General features: G+C 57.6%; 25 protein-coding genes, 2 rRNA genes and 2 pseudogenes. 15 read left to right on the top strand and 14 right to left on the bottom strand.

What is annotated here, in order from left to right; all coding sequences use genetic code 11:
- Nucleotides 1-670: 670 nt before the first annotated feature.
- Nucleotides 671-1,333, bottom strand: coding sequence for a transposase (locus ACYQ14_RS00220; RefSeq protein WP_459883600.1), 663 nt, complete (start codon nt 1,331-1,333; stop codon nt 671-673).
- Nucleotides 1,334-1,459: 126 nt separating this feature from the next.
- Nucleotides 1,460-2,482 carry a hypothetical protein gene (locus ACYQ14_RS00215; RefSeq protein WP_459883598.1) on the bottom strand — a complete coding sequence of 341 codons (1,023 nt, stop codon included), beginning with the start codon at nt 2,480-2,482 and terminating at the stop codon, nt 1,460-1,462.
- A 107-nt stretch (nt 2,483-2,589) separates the two neighbouring features.
- Between ACYQ14_RS00215 and ACYQ14_RS00210 the strand changes: the two are divergent.
- From ACYQ14_RS00210 to ACYQ14_RS00200, 3 genes and pseudogenes are all read left to right on the top strand, one after another.
- A pseudogene (locus tag ACYQ14_RS00210) lies at nt 2,590-3,415 on the top strand (IS5 family transposase).
- 1,206 nt (nt 3,416-4,621) lie between these two features.
- Nucleotides 4,622-4,889 (top strand): annotated as a pseudogene (locus ACYQ14_RS00205) (sensory rhodopsin transducer).
- A 165-nt stretch (nt 4,890-5,054) separates the two neighbouring features.
- Entirely contained in the window at nt 5,055-5,375 is a 321-nt protein-coding gene (locus ACYQ14_RS00200; protein ID WP_459884169.1) for an FAD-binding oxidoreductase, read from the top strand.
- Here ACYQ14_RS00200 and ACYQ14_RS00195 read toward each other — a convergent pair.
- Entirely contained in the window at nt 5,345-5,839 is a 495-nt protein-coding gene (locus tag ACYQ14_RS00195) for a YciE/YciF ferroxidase family protein (RefSeq protein WP_459883596.1), read from the bottom strand. The genes ACYQ14_RS00200 and ACYQ14_RS00195 overlap by 31 nt on opposite strands.
- Before the next feature lie 219 nt (nt 5,840-6,058).
- On the opposite strand from ACYQ14_RS00195, the gene ACYQ14_RS00190 reads away from it, so the two are divergent.
- From ACYQ14_RS00190 to ACYQ14_RS00170, 5 genes are all read left to right on the top strand, one after another.
- Nucleotides 6,059-7,405: an MmgE/PrpD family protein gene (locus tag ACYQ14_RS00190; protein ID WP_459883594.1), complete on the top strand. Its 1,347-nt coding sequence runs from the start codon at nt 6,059-6,061 to the stop codon at nt 7,403-7,405.
- 146 nt (nt 7,406-7,551) lie between these two features.
- Nucleotides 7,552-8,376 carry a phosphosulfolactate synthase gene (locus tag ACYQ14_RS00185; RefSeq protein ID WP_459883591.1) on the top strand — a complete coding sequence of 275 codons (825 nt, stop codon included), beginning with the start codon at nt 7,552-7,554 and terminating at the stop codon, nt 8,374-8,376.
- A gap of 170 nt (nt 8,377-8,546) precedes the next feature.
- Nucleotides 8,547-8,858: a hypothetical protein gene (locus ACYQ14_RS00180; RefSeq protein WP_459883589.1), complete on the top strand. Its 312-nt coding sequence runs from the start codon at nt 8,547-8,549 to the stop codon at nt 8,856-8,858.
- Nucleotides 8,855-8,980 (top strand): hypothetical protein, encoded by a 126-nt coding sequence (locus tag ACYQ14_RS00175; RefSeq protein ID WP_459883587.1) that lies wholly within the window; start codon nt 8,855-8,857, stop codon nt 8,978-8,980. The genes ACYQ14_RS00180 and ACYQ14_RS00175 overlap by 4 nt, the downstream gene beginning before the upstream one ends.
- Nucleotides 8,981-9,383: 403 nt before the next feature.
- Nucleotides 9,384-9,941, top strand: a complete 558-nt coding sequence (locus ACYQ14_RS00170) for a sugar O-acetyltransferase (RefSeq protein WP_459883585.1) — start codon at nt 9,384-9,386, stop codon at nt 9,939-9,941.
- Between the two features lie 69 nt (nt 9,942-10,010).
- Here ACYQ14_RS00170 and ACYQ14_RS00165 read toward each other — a convergent pair whose 3' ends face one another.
- From ACYQ14_RS00165 to ACYQ14_RS00155, 3 genes are all read right to left on the bottom strand, one after another.
- The gene (locus ACYQ14_RS00165; protein ID WP_459883583.1) at nt 10,011-10,424 is read right to left on the bottom strand and encodes a nuclear transport factor 2 family protein; all 414 of its coding nucleotides are present in this window, start codon (nt 10,422-10,424) and stop codon (nt 10,011-10,013) included.
- Between the two features lie 177 nt (nt 10,425-10,601).
- Nucleotides 10,602-10,793, bottom strand: a complete 192-nt coding sequence (locus ACYQ14_RS00160) for a hypothetical protein (protein WP_459883581.1) — start codon at nt 10,791-10,793, stop codon at nt 10,602-10,604.
- Nucleotides 10,794-10,813: 20 nt separating this feature from the next.
- A complete protein-coding gene (locus ACYQ14_RS00155) occupies nt 10,814-11,503 on the bottom strand; it encodes a class I SAM-dependent methyltransferase (protein ID WP_459883579.1) in 690 nt (229 codons plus the stop codon).
- Nucleotides 11,504-11,711: 208 nt separating this feature from the next.
- Here ACYQ14_RS00155 and ACYQ14_RS00150 point away from each other — a divergent pair, with 208 nt between their 5' ends.
- Together ACYQ14_RS00150 and ACYQ14_RS00145 are read left to right on the top strand one after the other, a co-directional pair.
- Entirely contained in the window at nt 11,712-11,840 is a 129-nt protein-coding gene (locus ACYQ14_RS00150; RefSeq protein WP_459883577.1) for a hypothetical protein, read from the top strand.
- Nucleotides 11,841-12,087: 247 nt separating this feature from the next.
- Complete coding sequence (locus ACYQ14_RS00145; RefSeq protein WP_459883575.1) at nt 12,088-12,525, top strand: SPW repeat protein; 438 nt, start codon at nt 12,088-12,090, stop codon at nt 12,523-12,525.
- A 386-nt stretch (nt 12,526-12,911) separates the two neighbouring features.
- Here the strand turns inward: ACYQ14_RS00145 and ACYQ14_RS00140 are convergent, their stop codons facing one another.
- Nucleotides 12,912-14,171, bottom strand: coding sequence for a magnesium transporter (locus ACYQ14_RS00140; RefSeq protein WP_459883573.1), 1,260 nt, complete (start codon nt 14,169-14,171; stop codon nt 12,912-12,914).
- Between the two features lie 373 nt (nt 14,172-14,544).
- Between ACYQ14_RS00140 and ACYQ14_RS00135 the strand changes: the two genes are divergently transcribed.
- Complete coding sequence (locus tag ACYQ14_RS00135) at nt 14,545-15,744, top strand: alpha/beta hydrolase family protein (protein WP_459883570.1); 1,200 nt, start codon at nt 14,545-14,547, stop codon at nt 15,742-15,744.
- 100 nt (nt 15,745-15,844) lie between these two features.
- Here the strand turns inward: ACYQ14_RS00135 and ACYQ14_RS00130 are convergent, their stop codons facing one another.
- From ACYQ14_RS00130 to ACYQ14_RS00120, 3 genes are all read right to left on the bottom strand, one after another.
- Nucleotides 15,845-16,825, bottom strand: a complete 981-nt coding sequence (locus ACYQ14_RS00130; RefSeq protein WP_459884166.1) for a diacylglycerol/lipid kinase family protein — start codon at nt 16,823-16,825, stop codon at nt 15,845-15,847.
- 239 nt (nt 16,826-17,064) lie between these two features.
- The gene (locus tag ACYQ14_RS00125) at nt 17,065-17,298 is read right to left on the bottom strand and encodes a hypothetical protein (protein ID WP_459883568.1); all 234 of its coding nucleotides are present in this window, start codon (nt 17,296-17,298) and stop codon (nt 17,065-17,067) included.
- Between the two features lie 131 nt (nt 17,299-17,429).
- Nucleotides 17,430-18,773, bottom strand: a complete 1,344-nt coding sequence (locus ACYQ14_RS00120; RefSeq protein WP_459883566.1) for a metallophosphoesterase — start codon at nt 18,771-18,773, stop codon at nt 17,430-17,432.
- Between the two features lie 576 nt (nt 18,774-19,349).
- Here ACYQ14_RS00120 and ACYQ14_RS00115 point away from each other — a divergent pair.
- The 3 genes from ACYQ14_RS00115 (at nt 19,350) to ACYQ14_RS00105 (ending at nt 23,234) form a co-directional block, all read left to right on the top strand.
- Nucleotides 19,350-22,271: ribosomal RNA gene (locus tag ACYQ14_RS00115) — 23S ribosomal RNA — on the top strand.
- Nucleotides 22,272-22,417: 146 nt separating this feature from the next.
- Nucleotides 22,418-22,539, top strand: a 5S ribosomal RNA gene (gene rrf, locus ACYQ14_RS00110).
- Nucleotides 22,540-22,928: 389 nt separating this feature from the next.
- On the top strand, nt 22,929-23,234 hold the full coding sequence (locus tag ACYQ14_RS00105; protein WP_283838760.1) for a DUF7116 family protein: 306 nt from the start codon (nt 22,929-22,931) through the stop codon (nt 23,232-23,234).
- 18 nt (nt 23,235-23,252) lie between these two features.
- On the opposite strand, the gene ACYQ14_RS00100 is transcribed toward ACYQ14_RS00105, so the two are convergent.
- The gene (locus tag ACYQ14_RS00100) at nt 23,253-24,464 is read right to left on the bottom strand and encodes a pyridoxal-phosphate-dependent aminotransferase family protein (RefSeq protein ID WP_459883563.1); all 1,212 of its coding nucleotides are present in this window, start codon (nt 24,462-24,464) and stop codon (nt 23,253-23,255) included.
- 102 nt (nt 24,465-24,566) lie between these two features.
- Here ACYQ14_RS00100 and ACYQ14_RS00095 point away from each other — a divergent pair, with 102 nt between their 5' ends.
- Nucleotides 24,567-24,767, top strand: coding sequence for a dodecin (locus ACYQ14_RS00095; RefSeq protein ID WP_459883561.1), 201 nt, complete (start codon nt 24,567-24,569; stop codon nt 24,765-24,767).
- Between the two features lie 103 nt (nt 24,768-24,870).
- Here ACYQ14_RS00095 and ACYQ14_RS00090 read toward each other — a convergent pair whose 3' ends face one another.
- The 3 genes from ACYQ14_RS00090 to hisD form a co-directional block, all read right to left on the bottom strand.
- Complete coding sequence (locus ACYQ14_RS00090; RefSeq protein WP_283838755.1) at nt 24,871-25,239, bottom strand: HesB/IscA family protein; 369 nt, start codon at nt 25,237-25,239, stop codon at nt 24,871-24,873.
- Nucleotides 25,240-25,308: 69 nt separating this feature from the next.
- Complete coding sequence (locus ACYQ14_RS00085; protein WP_459883558.1) at nt 25,309-25,530, bottom strand: hypothetical protein; 222 nt, start codon at nt 25,528-25,530, stop codon at nt 25,309-25,311.
- A 107-nt stretch (nt 25,531-25,637) separates the two neighbouring features.
- A complete protein-coding gene (gene hisD / locus ACYQ14_RS00080; protein WP_459883556.1) occupies nt 25,638-26,921 on the bottom strand; it encodes a histidinol dehydrogenase in 1,284 nt (427 codons plus the stop codon).
- Nucleotides 26,922-26,933 lie beyond the last annotated feature (12 nt).

The following is a 26,933-nucleotide window of genomic DNA, read 5'->3' as shown; positions in this document are numbered from 1 at the left end:
TATCGCGCCAACGTGGCTCTTGGTTGTTTGGGGTGCAACTGCAGTGTGTGGCGAACAACTCCGCGTTGTGTTTCTCGAGACGCGTCGATATGCGGTCGCTCATTGTCTCGGCGAGGGCGCTTCCGACGGCCCGGGTGTGAATCTCAGCAACGTCTCTGGGGACGCTCTCGCGTTGGGAGGCCCGCTGGACGAATTCGTCGAACGAGTAGTCCGTGGTGGGTTCTTTCTCCGAGTCGGTGATCGCCTTCTCGGACGGATCCGCTCGCCGAACGTGTACAACGTCGCGGTCGTTACGGCTCGCGCCTCGTCTGTCGATTCGAACGGTCCATTCTGGCGAACGGTCTCGAGGACTTCCTCGTCGTTCATGGTGTTCGAAAGCAGTGACGCTCTGGGTGTGTGCCGACGACGCTTCGTTTGAATATAGTCCAGGCAGCGTACTGCAGGCAGCTCGGGCACGGAAACGCCTCGACAGAGGTTCGGAGTTTGGTTCTGCTACAAACGAAGAGACGTTCAATACAAGAAAACTATCTCTGAATTATTGTAAAGAAGACTAACTGGACTGCACGGATGATACTCACCTTTCAGAGACGAAAAGTGTGGTGTGAAAATAAGGAAGAGAAGAGAAGGCTGTTGCTACCCGAAATCGAGAACTCGAGAGAAATAGACCTGCTTAGTCCGGTGGATCGAAGCCATCGAGGAACGTATCGATACAGCCCGACGACGTGACTACCGGCTTCAAGCGGATCTCGTCATCACCCTTCTCGTAGTCATCATACGTTGCCTTGACGAGTACCTTCACGAGGTGGTCAACCATTCGCCAGAGGTTATAGAGTAGCACGCCGAAGATGAAGGTGAAACATCGCATCCGGTAGTCCGTCGACGCGATCGACGGCAGGAACGACTTGATCGACTTGTACTCATTTTCGATATCCCAGCGGCGAGAATACTGTGACGTCAACCCCATTGCTTCATCAGGAGATACCTCGTCTCGGTTCGTGATGAACACGGCATAGTTGCCCCCATCTGTGGCAGCGAACTTCTTGTTTCTTGAGGCCACGAACATGAAGTTCACATCATGACTGTGTTCATCATCAATGTGTAACGGAACATCTGGGAGGACAGCAGCATCTGCAACTGGATGGTCTTTCACCTTCTCAATATCCTCCAGATCTTTCTCGTATTTCTTCTTTGGAATGAGATACGTTACTCCCCATTGATCAAGGATATCCTGAACACCGTGGGAGCCAAACTCCCTATCTGCCATCACTTTATGAATATCGACATGTTGGGTCGCCTGCTCCATAAGCCGATCGACGATCTCGTGGTTCGGCATTGATTTCCCGTCGTCGCCTTCCCATCCCGAGTTCCGCCGGACTGGTTCAACGGCGATGACGATCGGAGCGTTGCGTCCAACGATTGAGAGTGTTGCATACTCATACCCATACGAGTGCTCGTCCTTCTACCCGTGTACCATTTCTGGATAGTCTTCTTTCGGTACTTTCGTCTTCCCTGTCGTCTCGTTCACAACCATTCGTTCGTCATCTGGTTCGATATCTTCGGGTGATTTCCACGGTGACGAATGGAATGGGACAACTGTGTAGTCGATCGCAGCGATTACTGGCTCTTGAAAGCCCTCAGTTCCTCGAATCGAACTCAGTAGACACGAGGTCGCCTCATGGAACGGATCTTGAATTGTCTCCGCGATCCGATTTGGTGATGGGATTGCGGACTGATCAGGAGTGGTAAAGTCATCCAGAGAATACTGATATGTTTTCGGTGTAGCCAGCTTCTTGATAGCTCTCACGTGCGTATCATTATGGAGTGTATCCTCCTGCTTTCGATTCAACATTCGATAGATACCTCGTGAGCCAACTCGCTTCATCAGGCTCATTTTTGTCTGGGATTCCCAGATTGCCATATCACTGTGTTTGGTATTCGATGCTCTCTCCGTATCAAACGCTGAGAAGATATGTTCCCGACCGAGATCGATGATCTTGGGGACATGCTGGTCCACATAGTGATGCAGTGGTTGTGGAGTCTCAGACTCAGTATCGTCGCTGAGAGGCGGTGCAAGCTCTTCCGAGACGATATCTTGCTCGTGTGCTTCTGTATGGATCGCTCGTGCAACTGCCTCAACCACCCGCCGAAGTGGCGGTGTGAATCGGTTTCGCCACGTATACGAGAGCGTTCCTTGCGACGGTCTGTTCTTGAGTCCGAACCGCTGTTGAAGGTATGCCCAGGTCTCGAACCGATCGGCCAGTTTCAGATCGCTAAAGTCACCCACTTCCTTGTAGATGAACACCCGAATCATCGACTCGAGCTCAAAGATTCGATCGCCCGATTTGGTGTAGGTGTCGTCGATCTTGGAAACGGGGATCTCGAGTTCTTGAACGACTTTTGAAATGCTATCATGAACTTGGAGAAGGGTATTCGCCTGCTCGACGAGGTTTTCCGTGAGTACAGGATACTGGTCTCGGCTCATCTGGGCATCACCAGCAGAATAGATGAAATGGCTCTGGTGAATCGCACGACTGCGTAGACTTCGACCGTCAGAACTAGGGAGTTGAAGCGGGAAACCGCGGATGCTCTATGTCCAAAATTTCCCGCTTCACTGGGAAGGTCGTGACGTTGGCTAAAAATGCTGTTGGTGGTCGAGGCGAATCCGCCGCCCCGCAAGGTGGCGGCGGATTCGCCGACTACGCCGTCGTTTCGCTGCATTGTCTGCGAATTCACTTGGAGAAGTCCTACCGCGAAGCGCTCGACCTCTTGAGCGAGATGCCACAAATATTGGCGGAGATCGGCCTTGAGAAGGCCGATCTCCCAGATCACTCGACGCTGGTGAAAGCGTTTGACAGGATCAAGATGGCGGTCTGGCGAGTGCTGCTGCGCCTGTCGGCGCAGCTGCACGAGCCATCTGGTCACGCTGCGATGGACGCGACGTTTTTCGACCGCGAAAACGCCAGCAAACACTACTGCCGTCGCACGAATTATCGTGTTCAAACACTCAAAACAACCGCTCTCGTCGATACAGCGTCACAAGCTATCCTCGACGTTCACTGCACAACCGAGAAACGTCACGACACGCAGATCGGCTGGCAACTCGCCCGCCGCAACGCGGGCGAGTTGCACAGCCTCGCTGCCGACAAAGGCTACGACTGGCAACGGTTACGTGATAAACTCCGAGAAGAGGACGTAAGACCGCTGATCAAGCATTGAGAGTTCCGTCCCATCGATCACGCGCATAACGCGCGTGATCGATGGGACTCTCTACGGCCAGAGAGCGTTGTCTGAGACCGTCTTCTCGGTGATCAAGCGCACGCTCGGCGACGCCGTGCGTGCGCGATCTTGGTATCGTGAGTTCCGTGAAATCGTTCTGATGTGTGTCGTCTACAACATCAAGCGTGCCGTCAACTAGCCAAATCAAGCGCCGTATGGCGATTCACCACGGCCCTCTAAACCAAAACACATACATTGATCCGGAGAAACGAATCTACTATACATCGACGTCGTTTTCTTCTAGCTTCAACATCTGCTCTTACGATCCTATCCACAGGTTGCAGTAGCATACCTTTCCTTCGTAGTTACTCGATCCAAGTTTACAACTACTCACCAGATGCGCATTCTATTAGTCTTCGAACCAGTGACGACAACACGGACACGATTTTTGAGGAGACGTTTGAAATGGACGCAGAGACTGCTAACGATAGCATCTCGATTGATGGCACTCCATCCAACATTCACGTTAGAATAGGTTCTGAAAGTGAACAAGAGTCTTCATGGCCAACTAACGACTCAGATCAGCGGTTTGAACATGTGGATATTTGGTACGATCCGGAACGTCAAGCTGACCAAGATATATTCATTTACGGTGAATGAAAAGACACGGATCACATCCGCTCAGCTTGCAGCTGTAGTGAGCTAAAAGGATGTGTTATTATAATCCAGAAGAGAATTCCTTTTCTGGGACGTATTATATAGGTCCGAATTGAGAGAATATGGACCGATTGGCACTGACGGTATCGCTGAGCGACTTCTTCCCACTCGCCGCGTCGCTCGCATTGCTTGCCAGTTCTTCTACTTGAGAGCAGCCCGCAATCAAAACCGACCCAGAGGCAGCAGTCCTGAGGAACGCGCGTCTATCCATATATCAATGAAGCAAACCTATTAGAAAATAAGCATTTGATTAATAATATTTCTTGATGGGAAATAGTCGAATTTGGACTGGGTGATCTAATCAACCACTCGTCTATTGGCCTAATTATATTGATCAGTATGCAGCTATACTTGCCGTGTGCTCAAGTTCACAGAGAGGGTACACGAACTGTCCTATGACACACTACAGTTCCTAGAAATCTTCCATAGACCAGCTTTGTTCCCTCGAATAGTCATATGTGATCTAGTGGTTTGTAGGAATCTATCTTCCGAACCTCTGGCCTCGACGAGTTCACTCAAACGATATAGCTAATACGGGTTTACGGGATCCCCCTGAAGGGACAAGCCGTTCTGTTATCCACCCGTTCTTGTTCATCACTGAGGAGTGAGTACGATAACCGGGAAATAAACGTGGGTCATTCCGGACGGATACATTTCCGAGAAGAGTACCGACCCCGAACTCGAGACGATCAGCCACGAAGCAGTCTACATCCTGAACACCGGCGAAGCGGATGCGACGGTCGAAATCACGGTATTTCACCGATCGCGAACCGACCGGTCCGTACGAGGAGACGGTTCCGGCGGAACGAACCAAACACGTTCGTTTCAACGACCTCGAGGATCCGGAGGAACTCCCCAAGGGCGAGGACTTCGCGAGCGTGGTCGAATCGGATGTCCCGGTCGTCTGCCAGCACACTCGCCTGGACTCGCGACAGGCCGAGAACGCCTTGCTCTGATTGCGTACTCGGGTGACTCGTGATGGTGTCACCGGTCCAGCCGACGTCGAACACCTCGTTCGGTTCGTACTCGAGTGACTAACGATGGGACAGGAATCGTTGGAAGACGAGATGACCGAGGAGTGGACGAACTGGTCGGGGAGCGTCTCGGCCGAGCCGGACTGAATCGTCGCGCCCGAAACCGAATCCGAGTTTCAGACGATCGTCCGTCGCTGTCGGGAGGAAAACAAGAACGTCCGCGTCGCCGGACGGGGCCACTCGTGGACGCCGGTCGTCCGGACGGACGATGTCATCGTTTCGCTCGAGAAGATGACGGGGATCGTTAGCCACGACGCGGATGCCAAAGAAGCGACGATACGGGGCGGTACGACCCTGGAGGACGCCGGTGTCGCCCTTCAGGAACGGAACCTCGAGATGCCGAACCTGGGCGACGTGACGATGCACATCGTAACGCCTCACTGCGACGGAATCGATTCCATGTCGTAGCTCTCGGTCAGTTCTTTCAGTTTCTCGAGGGCGTCTTGCTCCTCGCGGAGGTTATCCTCGAGCATGTCCGCGGCGTCGTCAAGCCCGAGTTGACCGGCCAACGGAATGAGGTTCCCGTAAGCGGCGATTTCGTAGTGCTCCGTCTTCTCGGCTGCGGCCATGTTGTGGTAATCGAGGACGTTCTGGTCGGGATCCGTTTCGAGGAACCCCTCGTACTCCGAGATCAGTCCCTCGATCCCCTCGCATTCTTCTTTCTCCGGCGGCGCCCCGAACTCCTCGAAGACCTGCTCGAGCCGATCGATCTGGTCTTCGGTCTCCTGACGGTGCTGGGCGAACGCCTGTGCGATTTCGTCGTCTTCCGTGTGTTCTTCGAGGTCCTCGAGTGCGTCGAGTAGCTCGTGCTCTGCGTGGTAGATGTCCTCGAGGCCGTGCTCGAAGAGGTCCTGAATCGTTTCCGTGCTCATGGGACTTCGTGTCGGTCGTCACCGACCGGGCCGAAATGGTCCCAGCCTGCGACGGCAGGGTTGTAGCCGGGCGGTCGACTCGCGAAGCGGCGCCGACTCGCTATCGGATCTCGAGGATATTCGCCTCTCGCTGGTTCACGTCCCCCCGTCCGAATCGTCTTCGATCGGTTGCACCGACTACGCCAAAACGTTTGGCGCTACCGGTGGAAGCGGATTCCTATGACGACGCTCGAGATCGCGGAATTCGTCCAGGAGACCGAATACGACGACCTCTCGGCGGAAACGCGGGATGCACTGAAACGGCGCGTCCTCGATTCGGTCGGTATCGCCGTCGCCGCCGAGGCCGCTGACCCCACGCAGGTGGTGTTTCGAACCGTCCGGGAACTCGAGGCGGGCGGCGAGTGCACGCTCTGGGGTCGCGACGCCAGCGCCTCGCCGGTACAGGCGGCGATGCACAACACGGCGCTGGTCCGCTATCTCGATTATATGGATTCGTTTCTGGCGCCGAGGGAGACCCCGCACCCGAGCGACAACCTGGGAGCCGTCATCGCCGCCGGGGAGTACGCCGATCGATCGGGCGAGGCGTTGCTCTCCGCGCTCGCGATCGCCTACGAGATTCAGGCCGAACTCGCGTGGAAGGCCCCCGTTCGAGACCGGGGATTCGACCACGTCACCCACACCGTCGTTTCGGCGGCGGCCGGCGCAGCGAAACTCCTCGACCTCGATCTCGAGGAGACCCGCGACGCAATCGGTATCGCGGGGACCGGCCACAACGCCCTGCGGGTAACTCGAACGGGCGGCATCAACGAGTGGAAAGGAATAGCGTCGGCGAACGCGGCGCGAAACGCGGTTTACGCCGCGGTGCTCGCGAAAAACGGGATGGACGGACCTCGAGACCTCTTCGAGGGTCAGAAGGGGTGGAAGGACGTGATATCGGGACCGTTCGACCTCGAGCTGACGCCGGGCGAACGCGTTCACGACGCGATGAGCAAACGTTACGTCGCGGAGACGTACGCCCAGTCCGCCGTCGAGGGGGTGATCGAGCTGGCCGAGCGCGAGGATCTCGACCCGGACGACGTCGCGGGGATCAAACTCGAGACCTTCGGCGGCGCGAAGCTCATCATCGGCGGCGGCGAAGGGAACCGGTACGAAGTCGAAAATAGGGCACAGGCGGACCACTCGCTCCCGTACATGCTCGCGGCGGCGCTGATCGATCGCGAACTGTCGCTCGGGCAGTACGAACCGGAGCGCATCCGGCGCGACGACGTCCAGCAGCTGCTGCGCATCGTCGACGTGAGCGAGGACCGGGACCTCACCGACCGGTTCGAAGACGGCGAAATGCCGGCGGTGATCGATGTCGCGATGGACGATGGAACCACGTATCGGGTCGAAAAGGAGGCGTTCCGGGGTCATCCGCTCGATCCCCTCGGTTGGGACGATCTGGAGGAGAAGTTCGACGCGATTACGGACGGGAACCTCACGGACGAGCGCCGCGACGACCTCGTCGAGACGATCGAAACGCTCGAATCTCGCGACGTCTCGGAGCTGACGGCCCTGCTTGCGTGACCCGCCGGACCGGTTGCACGAACTGAGCACCTTGTCGTACGACCCGTTTTCGGTCGTCCACCGCGGGATCGATCCGCTGGTCGGCCATACTTGAGCGGATCCGAGGGCGTGTTAGCATTTTGGCCCTGCTCGTGGTGACCGGTCGTATGTCCGATCGCGCATTCGACTTCCTGCACGTCAACGAACGCGAGGAAAAGCCCCGCGAGAGCGGTATCACCGAAATCCGCGGGCCGTACTACGATCCGATGGGATCGCGCGAACTACAGGACATCCTCGAGACCATGGGAGAGTACGTTGACATCTACAAGTTCTCCGGCGGTTCGTTCGCGCTGATGCCCGAGACGGCCGTGACGGAGTTGATCGAGATTTGTCACGAACACGATGTGTTGGTTTCGACGGGCGGGTTCGTCGAGCACGTCCTGATCCGAGATTACGATCAGGTCGAGCGGTACGTCGAGGAGGCGGGAGATCTCGGGTTCGACGTCGTCGAGGTATCGAGCGGCTTCCTCGCGATCGACGTCGAGGACATGGTCGCGCTGACCGAACTCGTCCAGGATCACGGGATGAAGGCCAAACCTGAGATAAACGTGCAGTTCGGAGCCGGCGGCGCCTCGAGCGTCGAAGAACTCGAGTCCGAGTCGGCGATCGATCCGACGAGCGCGATCGAGGAGGGCGAACGCCACCTCGAGGCCGGAGCGTACAAAGTCATGGTCGAATCCGAGGGGATCACCGAGCGGGTCCGCGAGTGGCGGACCGATGTCGCGTTCGAAATCGCGGACGGGCTCGGGGTCGAAAACTGCGTCTTCGAAGCGGCCGACCCCGAGGTGTTCGAGTGGTACCTAAAGCAGTTCGGCCCGAAGGTGAACCTCTTCGTCGATAACTCCCAGATCGTCGAACTCGAGTGCATGCGTTCGGGGCTCTGGGGCAAAAAGTCGACGTGGGGCCGGATCGCGAGTTACGATCGAGACTGATCGTCCCGAGCGCTCTCCGTGGCACCGTTCGAACGATACGACTCGTGCTTCGTAGTCCTCGCGCACGGTGATACGCCGCGAACACCGTGCATATCCACCTTCGTTCTCCCTCGGTGAATCTCGTCGAAAACGACATGATGAGGATCGATGTGCTGATCCAATGATGGCACATGTCAGCAGATAACTCGAAGCGTGACGCGGAAGTCGATCACGTCGAGTACGGAACCGTCGAGCACGCCGATCTGGGTTCGGCGAGCGACGACATGTGGGGCACCTACATGATTGACAGCGCGAGCGTCGCGTTCGACTGGGGCTTCGAAAAGCCGCCCGCAGTCGTCGTCGAACCGGCCGAGGAGACGTCCGCCGGCTTTCACCGGGCGATCAACGTCTCCGCGACGGGGTTCGAGACCCGATGGATGGTCTACCAGAGTAATTCGTTCGCCGCGCCGGACGCCCAGTGGGTCGCAGTTGGTCCATCATGAACGTCGAACGACGCGAGATCACGAGCTCGAGCGATCCCGCGGACGACCATCCCTGGTACGAACTCTCGGTCGACGAAGAGCTGGGACATTACGGAACGTCGACGAATCCGATGGCGGCCTGACGGCGACAATTTCGAACGGTGAGGAGACGATCGGCTCCGGGAGCGACCTCAGCCCCGACGGTGATCGAATCTGGGCGCTAACTGAGGAGGGAGAATTACTCTCCTACAGTCCGTCTGCGACCGAGGTGCCACCGCTTCGAGCTCATCTCGCCTGGTACCATGAGTCGACGGATACGCTCGAAGTGCTCGAGTTCGTCGAACCGTAGTCCCTGACGTTTGGAGTGTCGGTCGCTTTTATCTTTAGCCCCTCGGACGGGCGAGACTGCAGGAATCTCCGGACCTGTACGATTCTTTCGCGACAGCTGACGGTTGCTCCTCGGTTCTGATACCGACACAAAAGACTCGGAGTACTCGAGATGCTCGCAACAGAACCCGTATTAGAGTGGCGACTACTCTCGGAACTATGGCGAGTGAACGTGAGAAAATGGTGAACGGGGAGTTGTACGATCCCGATGATCCGCAATTAGTTGCCCGCCGGCGGGAGACAAGAGAGCTTACCGAGGAATACAATGAAACGCCAGTGTCCGACGAAGCACAACGTACGGAGCTTGTGAACGAACTGTTCGGCTCCGTCGGGGACGATGTGTACCTCGAGCCGCCGTTTCGCTGTGACTACGGCTTCAACATTCACGTCGGTGACGACTTCTACACGAATTTCGAGTGTGTTATTTTGGACGCCTGCCCGGTTACGATCGGGGACGACTGCATGCTCGGTCCTGGTGTCCATATCTACACCGCGACGCATCCACTCGAGGCAGCCGAACGAGTGAAAGGTCCCGAATACGGAAAACCAGTGACGATCGGCGACGATGTCTGGATCGGCGGCCGAGCGGTTCTCAACCCCGGCGTGACCATCGGGGACGGAGCAGTAATAGGATCCGGTGCGGTCGTCACCGAGGACGTTCCCGAAAACGTCGTCGTTCAGGGCAATCCTGCGGAAATCATCAAGGAAGTAGTGTAGATAAACCGGACCGCTGGAGCGTACTTCTCACCTGGCGGTTGTCCAGCGGCTAGTTAGGTTGTCCAGCGGCTAGTTAGTCTCTTCACCCGCGTAAATTTCTTCCCAGCTCACGTCCGCGGATCGCTGAACGGGCTCGAGGTAGATCCTCCCCCGTCGAATCCGGCCGTCAGGGATACTCTTGATAACGACGCCCCGGGCGTTCAGTTCGTCGCCGTCGGTTTGGGTCCCTTGCATCCGCATTTCGATCCAGGCCGTCTCGCCTGCGACCGTCGTTCGCGGAAACTCGACTGACAGATCGGGGGTCGTCTCGAACATCTGTATCCAGTTCTTTCGAACCTGTTCGCGGCCGGTAAACGAACGTTCGGGATGTGCCGGCGTTTCGCTCCGGTAGTCCTCGTGGAAACACGAGAGCAACGTCTCGAGGTCGTGGTCGTTCATCGCCCGCAGAAACCGATCCACGATGTCTTTGGTAGTTTGTTCCACGCTCTTTCATCCGACGGCGGCGGCGATAAACCCGTAGTTAGAAGACGGTGGACTGTTCCGAAAACCGGGCGATTCAGCGCCTGATGCGACCGATAGACGCCACCACGAAGAGCGAACATGTTGACCGTGACGGTTGCGAAACCGCCGTGGAAAATTCGAGCCGGGTCCGGATGACGGTCATATCGAACGATCCCCGGCATCGGATGTTACGTAGTCGAGAACAATTCTGACGATAAAATAGAGAATCGCAACAGCGAAGATGAAGCCCCAGTCGATGGCACCCTGCCAGTACTGAAACACGCTGAGAACGAGCACGACGATACTAGCACCGATGAGATGGCGTTGCAGGCGTAGCGAAGATGCGTCCATATTCAATGATATGTTGGTGCTCAAATAAAACTATCCTCACCGGTTCGTGGTCGTTCCGCCCGGAGCGTAAACACGGTCCCATGCATGTACGTACTGAACTGGTCGTATCCTCCGAACACGTCAGCTATCACCTGTGGGACGTGCTCGTCCGTGTTCCAATTCGCGTACCACCGAAGGAATCGTCGCAACAACGGATTGAGCGCTTTTGCGGGTCCGGACTGAAACTCCTGCAGGTCGAGAACACCGATCGTTCCTCCCGACTCGAGTCCGGCGTAGACGTTTCGAACCGCCCGTTCGATGTCGGGCATGACGCTCAGAGAAAGCGTCGCAACGACCGCGTCGTAGGGGCCGCCCAGATCGGCAGTCGTCGCATCGGCGTGGATCACCTCGACGTTCTCCCAGCCGTTTTCTTCGACTCGATGAGTCGCCTTCTCGACCATCGCTGGACTGTAATCGATCGCCAGTAGCCTGCCGTCTTCGCCGATAGCGTTCCGAATCAGATCGAAATTGACGCCCGGCCCACAACCGATCTCGAGGACGGTATCTCCCTCGCTGACCTCGAGGTCCGCGATCAGTTCCTCGCGGATCGGCTCGAAATCGCGTTCGCTCATTCCGTACCAATTACTCCATCGGTTCCAGACGGATTCACTGCGCGCTAAATGGTCCCCGTATTCCGTTTCGGCTTCCGGTTGGCGGTCGATTTCCGTCATCGGTGTGGCCTCGAATTTGACGAGTTCCGGACGATTGTGTCTTCTACTGCCGGCTGTAACTATGTGAAGGTTTTCGTACCCTCGAGGCGACGAGAATCCTGAACGACTGACAGCCGACAGTATCAAGAACTGCTCGGATCCTGCTCCGTTCAAGACCATTTCGTCGACAAAGTCTCTTCTGTTCGAACTACCGGTTCGGGTTTGCCAGGTGATAGAGCGGGTCGAAATCGCCGGCGTTCTCTCCGTCCTCGAGACAGTTCCACATGAGACCGATAGCGCGAGCGTTGCGTTCGACTGGGGCTTCGGGGACCCACCGGCTGTGATCGTCGAGCCGTAGGTCTGTAGCCGGTTCGTCGGTTGATCCCGTGTTCGGTTCCCCGGCATCGCTGTGCGGGTGGTCAGCGTCACACGTCCGATACCCGGTATTCACAGGATCGCTACTTTTGCTGGTGCTCGAGGACGACAGACCACTCCGGCTGCTCTCGTACCGGGAGACTCTCGAAGATGGTCCGGACTCACCGTTGCCGACGGTTGCAGGCACTCTCGTTATGCGAGGGTATTGAGTAACCTCAGTGGAGGAATTTATGAGCGAAACACCAACCGACACGGGCACTGATACCGAGGCTACGCAGAACAGAAATACCCTGAACACGGATACGATGCAGTGGGTGAGCGCCCTCATTGCACTGCTCGGGCTCTATCTCGTCGCATCACCGTTCATCTTCGAAGCCACGGAGGCGGCGATCTGGAACGATACGCTCGTCGGCACGGCGATCTTCCTGCTCGGCGGGTACAACTTCTACCGCATGAGTCGGGACCGGTTGGCGAGCGTCGGCGTCGCGTCGCTGACGGTTCTACTCGGGCTATGGGCGGTCATCTTGCCGTACCTCATCGAGATGGGTAGCAACGAACTCGCAACCGGAACGACGATCACGGGCGTCCTCGTTGTCGCTCTCGCCGCTTACAACGCCTACGCCAACAACAAAGCTGACTCGCCCGAACACGCTGCCACCCGTACGTAACGGGTCCCATAGTGGGATTCCACGTCGCCTTCGGGTGGTTCGAGAGAGCTTTGCTCTCTCGTCATCAAGCGAGACCTTAATGAATTAGCTAAGTTCTGGGAATGGGGTCTACCCCACTTATCGGCAGCTGGGGCCTGTAGTGGTACTCCCTCGTACAGCTGTTCCCAATACTTCTCTCGATCATTATGGTCTCGCGGACATCGCGGAGTCTGGCGGGAGAAGTCCCGCTGACCTTGCGGGAGCGCAGCTCCCGCTTAGCTTCGCTCCGCTCAGTCACGAAAGGCGCTCTGTGCCTTTCGAACGACTCCGCCCGATGCTTGAGGGATCGGAGGCCCCTCTCCGTTCACGGCATAAAGGAGCTCAGTCTTTCCGAAGCAGTGGGGCGCTTACAACAAGATTGCCTGAGCTAAGCCAAGGAAGACGAAAAAGCCTAACACGTCAGTCGCCGTGGTGATAAAGATCGTCGCGGAAGTGGCCGGATCGTACCCAATCCGGTCGAGCAATAGCGGGGTGATCGCACCGAAAAAGCCCGCAATCACCAGGTTTGCAACCATCGAAACACCGATAACTGCACCGAGTAGGATGCCGAACTCTCCGTAGGAGAAGGCGATAGCGATGATAGCGACAAGCGTCCCCGTAATGAGCCCGTTGATGGCTCCTGCGACAACCTCGTTGACGACGACGCGCTTTCCGGTGTTGAGCGAAACCTCGTCCAGGGAAATCCCCCGAACGGTGACTGCCATCGCCTGTGTTCCGGCATTTCCTCCCATCCCTGCGACGACCGGCATATACGCGGCCAGTATGGCGACGGCGGCGATGGTCGACTCGAACAGCCCAACGACCGCTGCAGCCATAAACGCTGTACCGAGATTAAAAATCAGCCATTTGTACCGCCTCCGCACTTTCTCGGCAGGGCTGTCGAGTACGCTCTCTTCTTCGGCGACGCCGGAAAACTCGTAGAGGGTTTCGCCCCTCGCCTCTTCGATCATCATCAGCAGATCGTCGGCGTGGATCACGCCGAGAATATCGTCCTCCTCGTCGAGGACTGCGACGGTTCGCTCGCGGTTCTCCCGGAACACCTCGAGCACCGCTTCGTCGTCGCGGTTATATCGGATGTGCGGTGTCTCTTGAACGTAGTCGGTAATCGTCTCGGTTTCCCGGTCAGCCACTGAGAGCGCCGCGCCCGGGAGTTCGCCGAGGAGTTCGTTCTCATCGGTGATGAAAATCGTCGGTACTCGACCCGTCCGATCTTCGAAGCGACGAACGCGTTCGGTCACTTCGTCGAACTCTCGAGACCCGTCGACGGTGACGAAATCAAGGTTCATCAACCCTGCCGCACTTTCAGGGTTGAACGACAGCAGAAAATTGATTTTCTCGCGCCGCTCGCTATCGAGGGTGGCGAGTACGGCCTCGCGGGCCTCTTCGTCGACGTGCTCGAGGACATCCGTCACTTCGTCCGGATCAAGCCGAGTAACAAACGTGTTCAACTGCGAACGGCTCATATCGGCAACGACTCTCTTCCGAACGTCCTCTGGGAGCGCGAAAAACATATCGCGCCACTCGTTTTGCGGTAGATCGGTGAACGAATCAGAGGGGTTTGGAGATGTTGCAATACTCTCCCGGACATCCCTCAGTTGACTGGGCATACGTTGAAACTACAGGTGCGGCACTTGATTGTACCGGGATTATCGCCACTGTCAAACCCCTTCTCCGCTGAGAAGTCCTGCAGGGACGGTTGTTCGGCTACGGTAGTGTGTTGGAACTCAGTTTGCTAGAAAGAACATACGCACCAACCACCGGTGGGGCGATACCGTCTTTGCCGTCCGTACTACTGTGTACTCATTGGACACTGTTTAGACAGTTTGAACATTCTATCACGAGTTGCGTCGCGCGGTTTGACAACTGTGCTCGAGCCGAGATTTTGCGACAACGTCTTCACCTCTCTCCCGGTTATGACTGCCAGACGGGGAACCGATGTCGGTACGTCGGCTTTATTGTCAATGTCGTAGTCCGACTGCTATGTCTCCCGACTACTTCGAGGGTGAGTTCGAGGGCCAACTCGAGCGTGCGCTCGGGAAAGTCTACTACGGCTGTGCGGACGTCGGCGAGTGTTTCGCGACTGCCGATCGAATCGATGGGGGCGACTACGACAGCTGGTACGACGAGTGGTTCGCGACGGCCGAAACGGTCGAGAACCGCGCACACGACTCGCGCGAGGACAATCATCTGGTAAGCGCCCGCGAATCGTTTCTTCGCGCGACCGAGTACTACCGGTCGGCGTACTACTTCCGCAGACACGACCTCGACGATCCGGATCTGCACGAGGCTTGGCGTCGCCAGCGCGAGTGTTTCCGAGCGGCGGCTTCGTTGCTCGACCATCCTTCCGAAGTCGTTGACATCCCGTTCGAGGGGACGACGCTCTCGGGCTATTTCTTCGCTCCGGACGCCACGGGGGCGGTACGGCCCACGATAATCGGCTTTCCGGGCTACGATTCGCCCGTCGAGGAGTCCTATCCGATGCTCGCGAAGGCGGCCCTCTCCCGCGACTACAACTCCCTCCTCTTTGAGGGTCCCGGGCAGGGGGGAACACTGTACGAGAAACGCCTCTTCTTCCGCCCGGAGTACGAAACCGTGCTCGCCCCCGTCTTCGACTACGCCGTCCGGCGGCCGGAAGTCGATTCGTCTCGAGTCGCGCTGGTCGGACGAAGCTTCGGAGGCTACCTCGCGGCGCGAGCGGCCACGGGCGAACACCGCCTTGCCGCGCTCGTCGCCGACCCCGGAATTCACGATCTCGGCTCCCTCTCGCTACAGCTGGTCCCCGAGGAGCTACGGGAGGCCGTCCTCGAGGGAAATCCTGACGCCGACGAGGCGCTCGACCAACAACTCGAGGACCCACAGGGACTGGAGTTCTTCGGGGCGCGGATGGCCGCCCACGACGTCGATTCGCTCGGCGAGTACGTCCGCGAGTTGCAGGCGTACACGCTCAAAGGGCGCGCCGATGCGATCCGGTGTCCGACGCTCGTTACCGACAACGAGGCCGATCGGCTCGCCGTCCAATCGAAGGAACTCGCGGAGATACTTACGGCCCCGACGCGGTACGTCGAGTTCACCGACGCCGAAGGTGCCGGCGGCCACTGCGAGAGCATGGCCCAATCGCTGTTCCACCGGCGAACGTTCGACTGGCTGGACGAGACGCTCGGCCGGACGACGGGTGCCTAGAATCGCCGAACCCGAGCCCGTCGACTCGCCACCAGTTGTCTCGAGGCGATCCCGCAGGCGGTTGCTACACGACGACCGCCACTACCCGCGTCGAAACGCGTTACGCTTCGTTGTTGTCGGGGTTCGGATCGTAGCCATCACCAACGACCACCCGAAGCGCGCCACAGTCCGTCCCGAGGTTCACACGTTCGGACTCGAGGGTTTCGCCGTCGAGACTGTACGTGACCGGCGAATCGTCGAGGGACTCGATCGTCAACGCGCTCGCGCGGAGGCGGACGATGTGTTCGGCGTCGCGGCCGAACATCCCCTCGAGCACCGCATCGCCGAGCAGGTCGACGGCCGAAGCGTCCTCGACGACTGTCACTTCGAGTAGCCCGTCCTCCGCGTTTCCCTGAGCGGTTCGGGCGCTGGTAAACCGCCTGGCATTTCCGACGAGGACGAATGCGGCGTCGCCCTCCCAGGTTTGGGCCACCGATTCGTCGCGCGGTCCTGCGTTCGGATCCGTACGCGGGATCGTCGATTCGGACCCCGCGCCAGTTTCGACCCTGAGCGGAAGAGAGTCGAACGACCGGACGTTCTCAATCGTGCGGAACACGTACGCGAGCACGCCAAACTGGCGCTTTCCCGAGGATGTCGTCGCGCCGCTCGCCTCGGCGGTAACACCGGCGACACAGGAGTTGACGAACGCCCGTTCCTCGGCCGTCCCGAGGTCGATCGTCCGGCGGCGGTCCCGCCGGATGACGTCGAAGGCGTGGTCGATACCCTCGACGCCGATATTCGTCGCGAAGTTGTTTCCCGTCCCCGCTGGAACGACGGCGACGGTCGTCGTCGAAAGCGCATCGGCCGCGTACAGCCCGCTTACGACCTCGTTTACTGTTCCGTCTCCTCCCGCCGCGACAACGAGGTCCGTCTCCGCCGCCTTGCGGGCGATCCGCTTTGCGTCACCCTCGCCCTCGGTCATCCGCACCTCGAACCCGTGGTCTTCGGCCAGTTCGATGACGGTGTCGACGTGATCCTCGCTCCCGCTGACCGGATTCAAGATTAGGAGTCGTCGTTCGCCCGCATTCACGGTGGTATCCACGACGGGAACGTACAAAAGGAGCTCCCTGGCGCTGGTCGAGACGTGCGACGATTCAACTCCCTCCTGCTCGAGCGCGCATGCGTTCGATCGTGGCTTCTTCGGCACGAACTTCCGGCGACAACTATCGCCTCGCTACGGCTGTGAGGCGACATCCGATTCGACGACCGGACTGCGCTTTGAGCGGTGTGTCTCCCCACAAGAGCGAGGATGAGTACAGACGCGTCTCAAACGAGTTCGTTCTACCAGTATTCCCAGGGCCATCGAGAACCGGTCATCCGCCCGTAGAACAGAAAGTACCCGATATCACAAGCGAAGCCGACGGCAGGGTTCCACCCGAGAACGCCAAAGAGGATCGATGCTGCGAACCCAGCCACGAGCATCGAGAGGAGAGCGAACACAGTGTATAGCCTTCCGGATACTCCGCTGGCCACTTCCTCTTCTCCCTTCTCGATGTCGATATGATCTGCGCCCATTCGCACATACGTTTCATCGGGCCGACATATTATTGCTTCCGTTGCTACCCTCTCTGCCAGATACAAATTTCCGTGTAATTTGAGCACCCGTTCGAGACATACCGTCTTGGACCGCTTTCGGCGGCCTCCGTTCAGCCCACTTGCTCCCCTGTATCGTCGCTTGATTCCGATATTCCGTCGTTGACGACCGATCGCTCGGGGAGATCCGGTGCGGGTGCGCGACCGAGGGTGAGCAGTCGCTCGGTGAGTGTAATTTCGTCCCCGTGGGGATCGGGTTTTTGAATTTCTTCGTACTCGACGGCCACGCCGTCGGATTCGGCGCTGATACGAACGGCACAGAGCTGGTAGGACGGGTAGAAGACCGGCGGAAGTATCCCGGCGAAGACCTCCCGACGGTGCAGTCGTTTTAACCACGTGCCGGTGTTAACGAGCAATCTCTCCTCGAGTTCGGTCACTTTCGGCCGGTGGGTGTGTCCGTAGCAGAATATCGCCGTCTCCGGTCGTTCGTCGAACACCGCTCGCGCGGCCTCCTTGTACGGCTCGTCAGGGTCGACGGTGAGTTCCGTTTCGAAAATCCCGAACCGATCGACGGTCTTCGTGACATCACGGAGAATAAAGTAGATAGGAACGCTTACAAGGAGGATCATGCCGGTAACCACCGTGTTGACAACGAGGAGAAAGTGAACAGCCTCGCCGGCCACTCCCAACTGGTCGAGAACCACATCCGTCCGCTCGACCGGCATCGTCCAGATGCCGGCTACGTCCAGTCCGGCAAGCACCGCGATGAGTGCGCTGATATTGAACAACAACAGAAATGGGATCACGGCGTACCGCAAGAGCGGATTCATTTCTCGGTACAGATACTTCGAAACGAGCCAGCGAGGCACCCGCTCGGTCGGGGTAACCGCCTGCACGTCTTTCAACCAGTTGTTCCGCCCTCGATCGGAGAGTTGCCCCGCCCGACTCGTTACGAGCGCGTTGTAGAAGTACCCCAGCGGCGTCTCGTTGGGGTTGCCGAAATCTTCGAACCGATTGTTGGGATCTTGCTGATGGCCGTGTTCGAACCAGATCGTTCGGTTCCCCACCGGCCGGGTGATCGACTCGGATCGGACCAGGTCGACGTTGTACTCGGCTAACCGCTTTACGTACTCGTCGTAGGCCGCAAGTTCGCTGTCGTGATTACCAGGCAACAGCGTGATGGGGATCGACTCTCCGGTCGCACGTAACTGTTCGAACAACGCCGGGTAGCGCTCGATTAGCAGGTCGAATTTCGCAGGGCCGTCGACCTGCGTGAACTCCCACAGCCCGAACATATCTCCGTTGATGAGTAACTCCGCGTCCTCGTCGGTCGTCTCGAGACGCTCGAGGAACTCAACCAGCTCCTCGAGGAAGTCGATCTCTCCTAGCTGTTCGTCGCCGCCGATGTGAAGGTCGCTGATCACGTAGTAAGTCGGCTCGCCAGCAGCGTCGCCCATGGGCGAAGACGTTCGATGCCGACACGTATAGAGTTGAGCTCCCCATCTGAGGTAGGTTTCTCGTGGTAGATCCGTTTGTTGGCTACGAACCCGAAATCGCTTAGTCCCTGTTTCAGAGCTGGAAAGCCGAGTAATCGAATTAGGTTCCAGAGAACGGATCTCCTTGGGTGCTGTCCGTCACCCTTAACCGTGGTACGTAATCCCCTTCTGCAACTGAATCGAGCCCCTTAAATGGAAGCCGTCGTTTTGGTTTGTTACGAAGCAAAAACCCCTATGCAAGATAGGCGGGAGACGATGATCACGCTCGCTGTCTATGAGCGTGTAACCTGCCACGGGGTGAGTAGCGATCTGGATCCTTTGTGGATCCATGACTCGGGTTGAATCACGAACCGTGTCCCTTAAGTGGGAGACGGCGCTTTGATTTAATCCGAAGCAACGAACCAATGCACCACCCCGTGTAAGCGTGGGTGGGAAGGGTTAATGCAGGCCCGCTGTCTACGGGCGTGCAGATGAGACCGTGTGTACGTGTAGTCCAGGCGTCCACTGGACCCGTTCCCGGGTCACTACTGATCCGAAAGAACGTGGCTACTGTGCCAGCTGGTGGATCGCTCGGCTCAAGAGCTGAAGAAGGACGTGCCAAGCTGCGAAAAGCCTGAGGGAGCCGCACGGAGGCGAAGAACTCAGGATCTCCGAATGGGAATCCCCACCGCAATTGCTTCGCGCAATGGGGAACGTCGAGAATTGAAACATCTTAGTATCGACAGGAAAAGAAAGCAACCGCGATGTCGTTAGTAACGGCGAGTGAACCCGACACAGTCCAAACCGAAGCCCTTACGGGCAATGTGGTGTTCGGACTGACATTCAGCATCCGAAACTTGATGAGAAATCTCCTGGAACGGAGTACGAAACAGGGTGACAGTCCCGTACCGTCAAGAAGTACGATGTGCGTCAGCTCCAGAGTAGCGGGGATTGGATATTCCTCGTGAATGTTGCGGGCATTGACCGCAAAGACTCAATACTCCTTGAGACCGATAGCGAACAAGTAGCGTGAGCGAACGCTGAAAAGCACCCCAAGAAGGGAGGTGTAATAGGGCGTGAAATCAGTTGGCGATAGAACGACAGGGCACACAAGGTCCGACACACAATGAATCAGGTGCGAACCTGTAGTAAGCAGTGTCGGAAGCCGGTGTTCTGTCGTACGTTTTGAAAAACGAACCAGAGAGTGTGTCTGATTGGCGAGTCTAACCTGATCATCAGGGAAGGCATAGGGAAACCGATATGACCGCAGTGCTTTGCACCAGGGTCACCGTGTTCAAGCGCGGGGAGCCACTCGGACACGACCCGAAACCGGACGATCTACGCATGAGCAGGACGAAGCGTGCCGAAAGGCACGTGGAGGTCCGTTAGAGTTGGTGTCCTACAATACCCTCTCGTGACTTATGTGTAGGGGTGAAAGGCCCATCGAGTCCGGAAACAGCTGGTTCCAACCGAAACATGTCGAAGCATGACCTTCACCGAGGTAGTTTGTGGGGTAGAGCGACGGATTGGGAGACCGGCCTCCGAGAGGAGTTCGCCTCCCTGTCCAACTCCGAACCTACGAACGCTGTTGACGTGAGGAGTCCGGTGCGCGGGGTAAGCCTGTGTACCGTGAGGGAGACAACCCAGAGCTGGGTTAAGGTCCCCAAGTGTGGACTAAGTGCGATCGAAAGTGGTGCCGAGCCCTAGACAGCCGGGAGGTGAGCTTAGAAGCAGCTACCCTCTAAGAAAAGCGTAACAGCTTACCGGCCGAGGTTCGGCGCGCTGAAAATGATCGGGGCTCAAGTCCACCACCGAGACCGAGCGACACACCTTACAGGTGTGATTCCGTAGGTTGGCGTACTGTTCGGATGGAAGCATGGAAGAGATTTCGTGTGGACCGTTCAGTAACGAAAATTCTGGTCATAGTAGCAGCGTTAGTCGGGTGAGAACCCCGACGGCCGAACGAGTAAGGGTTCCTCAGCAATGCTGATCAGCTGAGGGTTAGCCGGTCCTAAGTCTCGCCGCAGTTCGAACGAGACAAAAGGGAAATAGGTTAATATTCCTATGCCAGTGTGAATTAGAAGTCGACGCTTTGGAGCCGCCCAGGCCGGGCATTCGCCCGGTGTAACCATCGAAATCCGTGGAAGCCGTAATGGCACGAAGCGGATGAATGGTGGGATGCCGCAAGCTGGGTCAATCTGGAGCCCGTGAAAAGACGATCACACTGTCCGTACCGAGATCCGACACAGGTACTCGTGGCGGCGAAAGCCAAGGTCTGTCGGGATCAACCGACGTTAGGGAATTCGGCAAGTTAGTCCCGTACGTTCGCAATAAGGGATGCCTGCCTCGGAGAGAGGCAGGTCGCAGTGACTCGGGCGCTCCGACTGTCTAGTAACAACATAGGTGACCGCAAATCCGCAAGGACTCGTACGGTCACTGAATCCTGCCCAGTGCGGGTATCTGAACACTCAGTACAATGAGACGAAGGACCCGTTAACGGCGGGGGTAACTATGACCCTCTTAAGGTAGCGTAGTACCTTGCCGCTTTAGTAGCGGCTTGCATGAATGGATCAACGAGAGCGCCACTGTCCCAACGTTGGGCCCGGTGAACTGTACATTCCAGTGCGGAGTCTGGAGACCCCCAAGGGGAAGCGAAGACCCTATAGAGCTTTACTGCAGGCTGTCGCTGAGACGTGGTCGCCATTGTGCAGCATAGGTAGGAGCCACTACACAGGTACCCGCGCTAGCGGGCCACCGAGGCATCATTGAAATACTACCCGATGGTGACTGCGACTCTCACTCCTGGCGGAGGACACCGGTAGCCGGGCAGTTTGACTGGGGCGGTACGCGCTTGAAAAGATATCGAGCGCGCCCCAAGGTTTCCTCACTCGGGTCGGAGACCCGAGTAAGAGTGCAAGAGCATAAGGAAGCCTGACAGTGTCGAGCACAACAATCGACGCTGACGCGAAAGCGTGGTCTAGCGAACCAATTAGCCTGCTTAATGCGGGCAATTGCTGACAGAAAAGCTACCTTAGGGATAACAGAGTCGTCACCCGCAAGAGCACATATCGACCGGGTGGCTTGCTACCTCGATGTCGGTTCCCTCCATCCTGCCCGTGCAGAAGCGGGCAAGGGTGAGGTTGTTCGCCTATTAAAGGAGGTCGTGAGCTGGGTTTAGACCGTCGTGAGACAGGTCGGCTGCTATCTATTGGGGGTGTTACGGTATCTGACGAGAACGTTCGTATAGTACGAGAGGAACTACGAATGGGTGCCACTGGTGTACCAGTTGTCCGAGAGGGCACGTGCTGGGCAGCCACGCACCACGGGGTAAGAGCTGAACGCATCTAAGCTCGAAACCCACTTGGAAAAGAGATACCATCTGAAATCACTCGTAGAAGACGAGTTCGATAGACTCGGGGTGTACGCACCAAGGCAACGAGGTGTTGAGCCCGCGAGCACTAACAGATTGAGCCACCATTCATACGCATTTGGATCATGTACGGACCCGGAAACGGGTCCAGGCGTGAACTGGACTACACGTACACACGGTTCGGCATCGTAACCGAGACTGGAGTCACACGCTCGTTAGTGGGCGTGTGTGGCGGTTCGAATCCGTAGCTCGGCGTTACGGCGGCCATAGCGGCGGGGTTCCTCCCGTACCCATCCCGAACACGGAAGATAAGCCTGCCTGCGTTTCGGTCAGTACTGGAGTGGGAGACCCTCTGGGAAATCTGATTCGCCGCCTCCATTCATACTTTATTACGCACCAAAGAGAGTCATCCATCGTGGTTGGCTCTCTTTTTTATTTACGCTTGAGGAGCGGTAGCTCCGCAATCCTCGTTCACACGGCGTCCGTCTCGGTAGTTTTCGACGGTAAGCCGCCTATACCGAATGGGCACCGTGTCAGAGGAATCAACCATGATCTCGAACGAAGAGCAGCGAGAGTAAAAATCACAAACAGATAATTCATAGCTTACCTATACGATAACCTTATTGGATATCTTGATATTATTAGCTACTCCGCGATTCTAATACAAATTAGGCCATACTCGTCCACTACTATCGGCGAATGTATCGGATAGACCAAGCTTTATCACGGGTGCCGTCGTATCAGTGTAGTGAATGGGACCTGTTAACATGCAACTCGTCGAGCAGGCCAGGTCGATCTTCGCAGAGCTCGGATACACTGTTGAAGGAGACGGCCCCGAGTTTCGAGCCCAGCGAGAATGGAAAGTCGTCCACGTCAGTACCGTCCTCGAGACAGGAACCCTCCCGAACGAATCGGGAGAATTCCACTGTTTCGTCGCACAACCAAGCGATGTAGATGAACTCGAGAGACGACTCAAACAGACAAATACAGACTACGAGTGGGCGATCATCGTGGTCGACGGAGACGAGTATCAGGTCGAACGAGCCCCGCCGGGACCGCGTGCAACAGCGTAGTCCGGCACTGTTTTTCGGTTATTCAGTGGTGTTGAGAGCGCGACGCGTCGCCGTGACCCCTTCCCCGGGGTCGACATTGGCTCCCATCGACTCGAGAACGTCGCCGAGTGCAGTCACGACGTAAATGACGTTTTCGGGTCGAGCGGAGTGGCCCATACAGCCGATACGGAAGATGTCACCTGAAAGATCACCGAGTCCGCCGGCGATCTCGAGATCATATTGTTCGATCAGGGCGTCACAGACGGCACCATCGTCGATTCCGGCGGGGACGCGGACTGCGTTCAGACTTGGGAGCCAGTACTCGTCGGGAGCGTTCATTTCGAGACCCATGCCTTCGACGCCAGCTTTCAGAGCGCCCGCGAGGCGTTTGTGGCGGGCCCAACGCGCTTCGATCCCCTCTTCGGCGACGAGGCGAAGCGCTTCCCGAAGTGCGTAGACGTTGGTGATCGGTGCGGTGTGATGGTACGCGCGTTCCTCGCCCCAGTAGCCCTCGAGCAATGAAAGGTCAAGGTACCAGGATCGGGGTTCCTCCTCGCGTGCGAGAACTTTGTCCATCGCCTCGTCGGAAAGCGTGAGGGGGCTCGCACCGGGCGGGCAGGAGAGACACTTTTGGGGGCCAGCGTAGGCGACATCGATGTTCCACTCGTCGACGCGAAGTTTGACACCGCCGATAGAGGTGACCGTGTCGGCGATGACGAGCGCATCGTGATCGTGTGCCGCGGCCGTGAGTTCGGGAACGTTCGGCTGGAGTACTCCCGTACTCGTCTCTGCGTGGACGAATCCGAAGACGTCCGGATCGTGTTCCGCGAGCGCTTCCTTGACGGTACTCGGATCGAGCGGTTCCCCCCAGGGTGCATCGACTTCAACGACGGTTCCTCCGGCGCGACGAGCCATCGACGCCATCCGTCCGCCGAAGTATCCGTTTGTCGGAACGAGCATCGTATCGCCCGGTTCGACGAGGTTTCCGATCGCGGCTTCCATCGAGGCCGAGCCGGTACCTGAGACGGGAATCGTCCATTTGTTGTCTGTCTGGAAGGTATACCGCAGTAATTCCTGGACTTCGTCCATAATCTCGACGAACGAGGGGTCAAGGTGCCCGACGAGGGGCGTACTCATCGCCTGAAGTACGCGGGGGTTGGCGTCGCTCGGTCCGGGCCCCATTAGCGTCCGATTCGGTGGGGTGAGTTCTCCAACTGCGGGCTTGGAACATGACTCATCAGTAGTCGTCATGTCGGAATGTGGTATCGGAACCCTCAAAAGCGTTGATTCATCGGCGACGATTAATTCGCTCGCCGTACGTTTAAGGGATATTGTGTCTTAGTAGCATAGGCAATGGTCTTCAAGAAGATTACGCTGATCGGGACGAGTACTGAAAGCTTCGATGCGGCGGCTGACAATGCGATCGATCGGGCCGAAGACACGCTCCAGAACGTGTACTGGATCGAAGTCGACGAACTCGGCGTCGAAATTGCAAACGCTGAAGGCCGAGAGTATCAAGCGGAAGTAACGGTCGCGTTCGAACTCGAGGAGTAGTGACCTATATCTCGAGCTAATAGTTGATTAAAAGCGTTTTCCGCCCGTCGCGAGACAGAGAGATGAGGAGGCCATCTAACGAGCCGGTAGTCGACGAAACGGCTTACGTCCGAAACGATTCGCCACAACCGCATTCGCTGACGACATTTGGATTCTCGACGTGAAACCCTTCGGCTTGTAGTCCGCTTTCGAAGTCGAGAACGCTTCCTTCGATGTACTTCAGGCTTGCCGGATCGACGAAGACACGCAGGTCGTGGTGTTCGTATATCGTGTCGTCGTCCTCGGGTTCGTCGTCGAACCGCATCCCGTAGGAGAGCCCCGCACAGCCACCTTGCTGGACGAACAATCGCAGCCCAGCGATATCGTCATCTAACCCTTCCCCCTCGAGCAGTGAGCGTGCCTGATCTGCGGCTTCCTCGGTTACCTCGATCTGGGGTCGCGCGTCCCCACCATCCATACTTTCGGTGCTCATATACTACCATTCCCGCGCAACGATGTTAACGTTGACGCCATTCGAGAGGCTATCAGTTTAGATGAAAAATCAGATCGTACTGTTACCATCCGATTGAACGGCGTTGTAATACTCTCCGAACCGTTTTTTGTCGTTCGGGGAAAGCTGAATGCCGTTGACTGCCAGCAGTTCAACCATCCGTTCGACATCGTACTCGTACCACATCGAGAGAATCCAGAGGTTCTTCTGGGCGTAATCGTAGTTACGTTCGAGCACCCGCCGATCGGTCGGATCGACGACGTCCGGTTGCATCTCGTCTTCGTCTCCATTATTCTCACACGTAAAACCAGCACCTGCTATTCTCTGGTTGAGAGTGTTCAGATTGCGAAAGGAGAACCCCTGAAGAGTTCTTTGAAAGATTACTCGTGATCGAATCGCATCCGGACGCTCTCGGCGTGGCCCTCGAGCCCCTCTGCTGTCGCCAGCGTTGTGATGGTCTTTTCTAGATTCTCGAGTCCGGTTTCGGAGAGCCGCTGGACGGTCGTCGACCGAACGAATGTTTCGACCGAGAGTCCGCCGGTCACGCGTGCGCCGCCGTTGGTTGGGAGCACATGGTTCGTTCCGCTAGCATAATCTCCCGCCGCAACCGGTGTGTGAGGTCCGAGGAAGACGCTTCCGGCACTGTCGATCCGCTCGAGGAGTTCCTCATCGTCGTCGGCGATAATCGAGAGGTGTTCGGGGGCGTACTCTTCGGTGAACAGAATCGCTTCGCTCATCGACCGCGCGAGCAGGACGCCGCTCGCGTCGTTCGAGAGCGCTGATCGGATCGTTTCTTCGCGCTCGCGCTCGTCCGCTTGACGCTCGAGCGCTTCGGTGATGGCTTCGGCGGTCGTCTCATCATCGGTGATTGCGACGACGGATGCGTTGGCGTCGTGTTCGGCTTGGGCGATTAGTTCCGACGCGACGAACTGTGGGTCGGCAGTGTCGTCCGCGATGACGACGACCTCACTGGGCCCGGCCAGGAAATCTATCGCAACGTCACCACGGACCTCGGCTTTGGCCGCCGTTACCCATCGGTTTCCGGGGCCGACGATTTTCTGGACGCGAGTAACCGACTCGGTCCCGTAAGCCAGTGCTGCGATGCCCTGTGCGCCGCCGACGCTGTAGACGGCATCCGCACCCGCGGCGTGAATCGCCGCGAGCGTTACTGGACTGATCTGTTCCGCTGGGGGCGTGACCACCGAGACGTGGTCGACACCGGCGACGACGGCCGGAACGATACCCATGATCGCGCTCGAGGGGTAGGCTGCGCTCCCGCCGGGCACGTACACGCCGACGCGGTCGATCGGACGGAATCGCCTGCCGAGTTCTCGTCCGTCGTCGAAGGACTCGCGCCAGTCTTCAGGGAGTTGTGCCTCGTGAAACTCCCGGACGTTCGCGGCGGCGGTATCGATTGCCTCGAGTAGTTCGCCATCGAGGTCGTCGTACGCGCGCTCACACTGGTCCGTAATCTCAAGGTTTCCGACCGAGACGTCGTCGAACTGCTCGGTGAACTCGCGAACGGCGACATCGCCTTCTTCGTGCACTCGTTCGACGATATCTCGAACGTCCGAACGGACGGACTCGACGCCGGCGTCGCGTTCGAAAAAGGCGACACGCTCGTCGGGGCCGAGTTCGGATACCTCCCGTTCCTGAATACTCATACCGCTGCTAAT

The organism is Halostagnicola bangensis (assembly GCF_054653435.1).
Note: the sequence above shows the minus strand (reverse complement) of the source record. Positions and strands in the feature narration are given on the sequence as shown.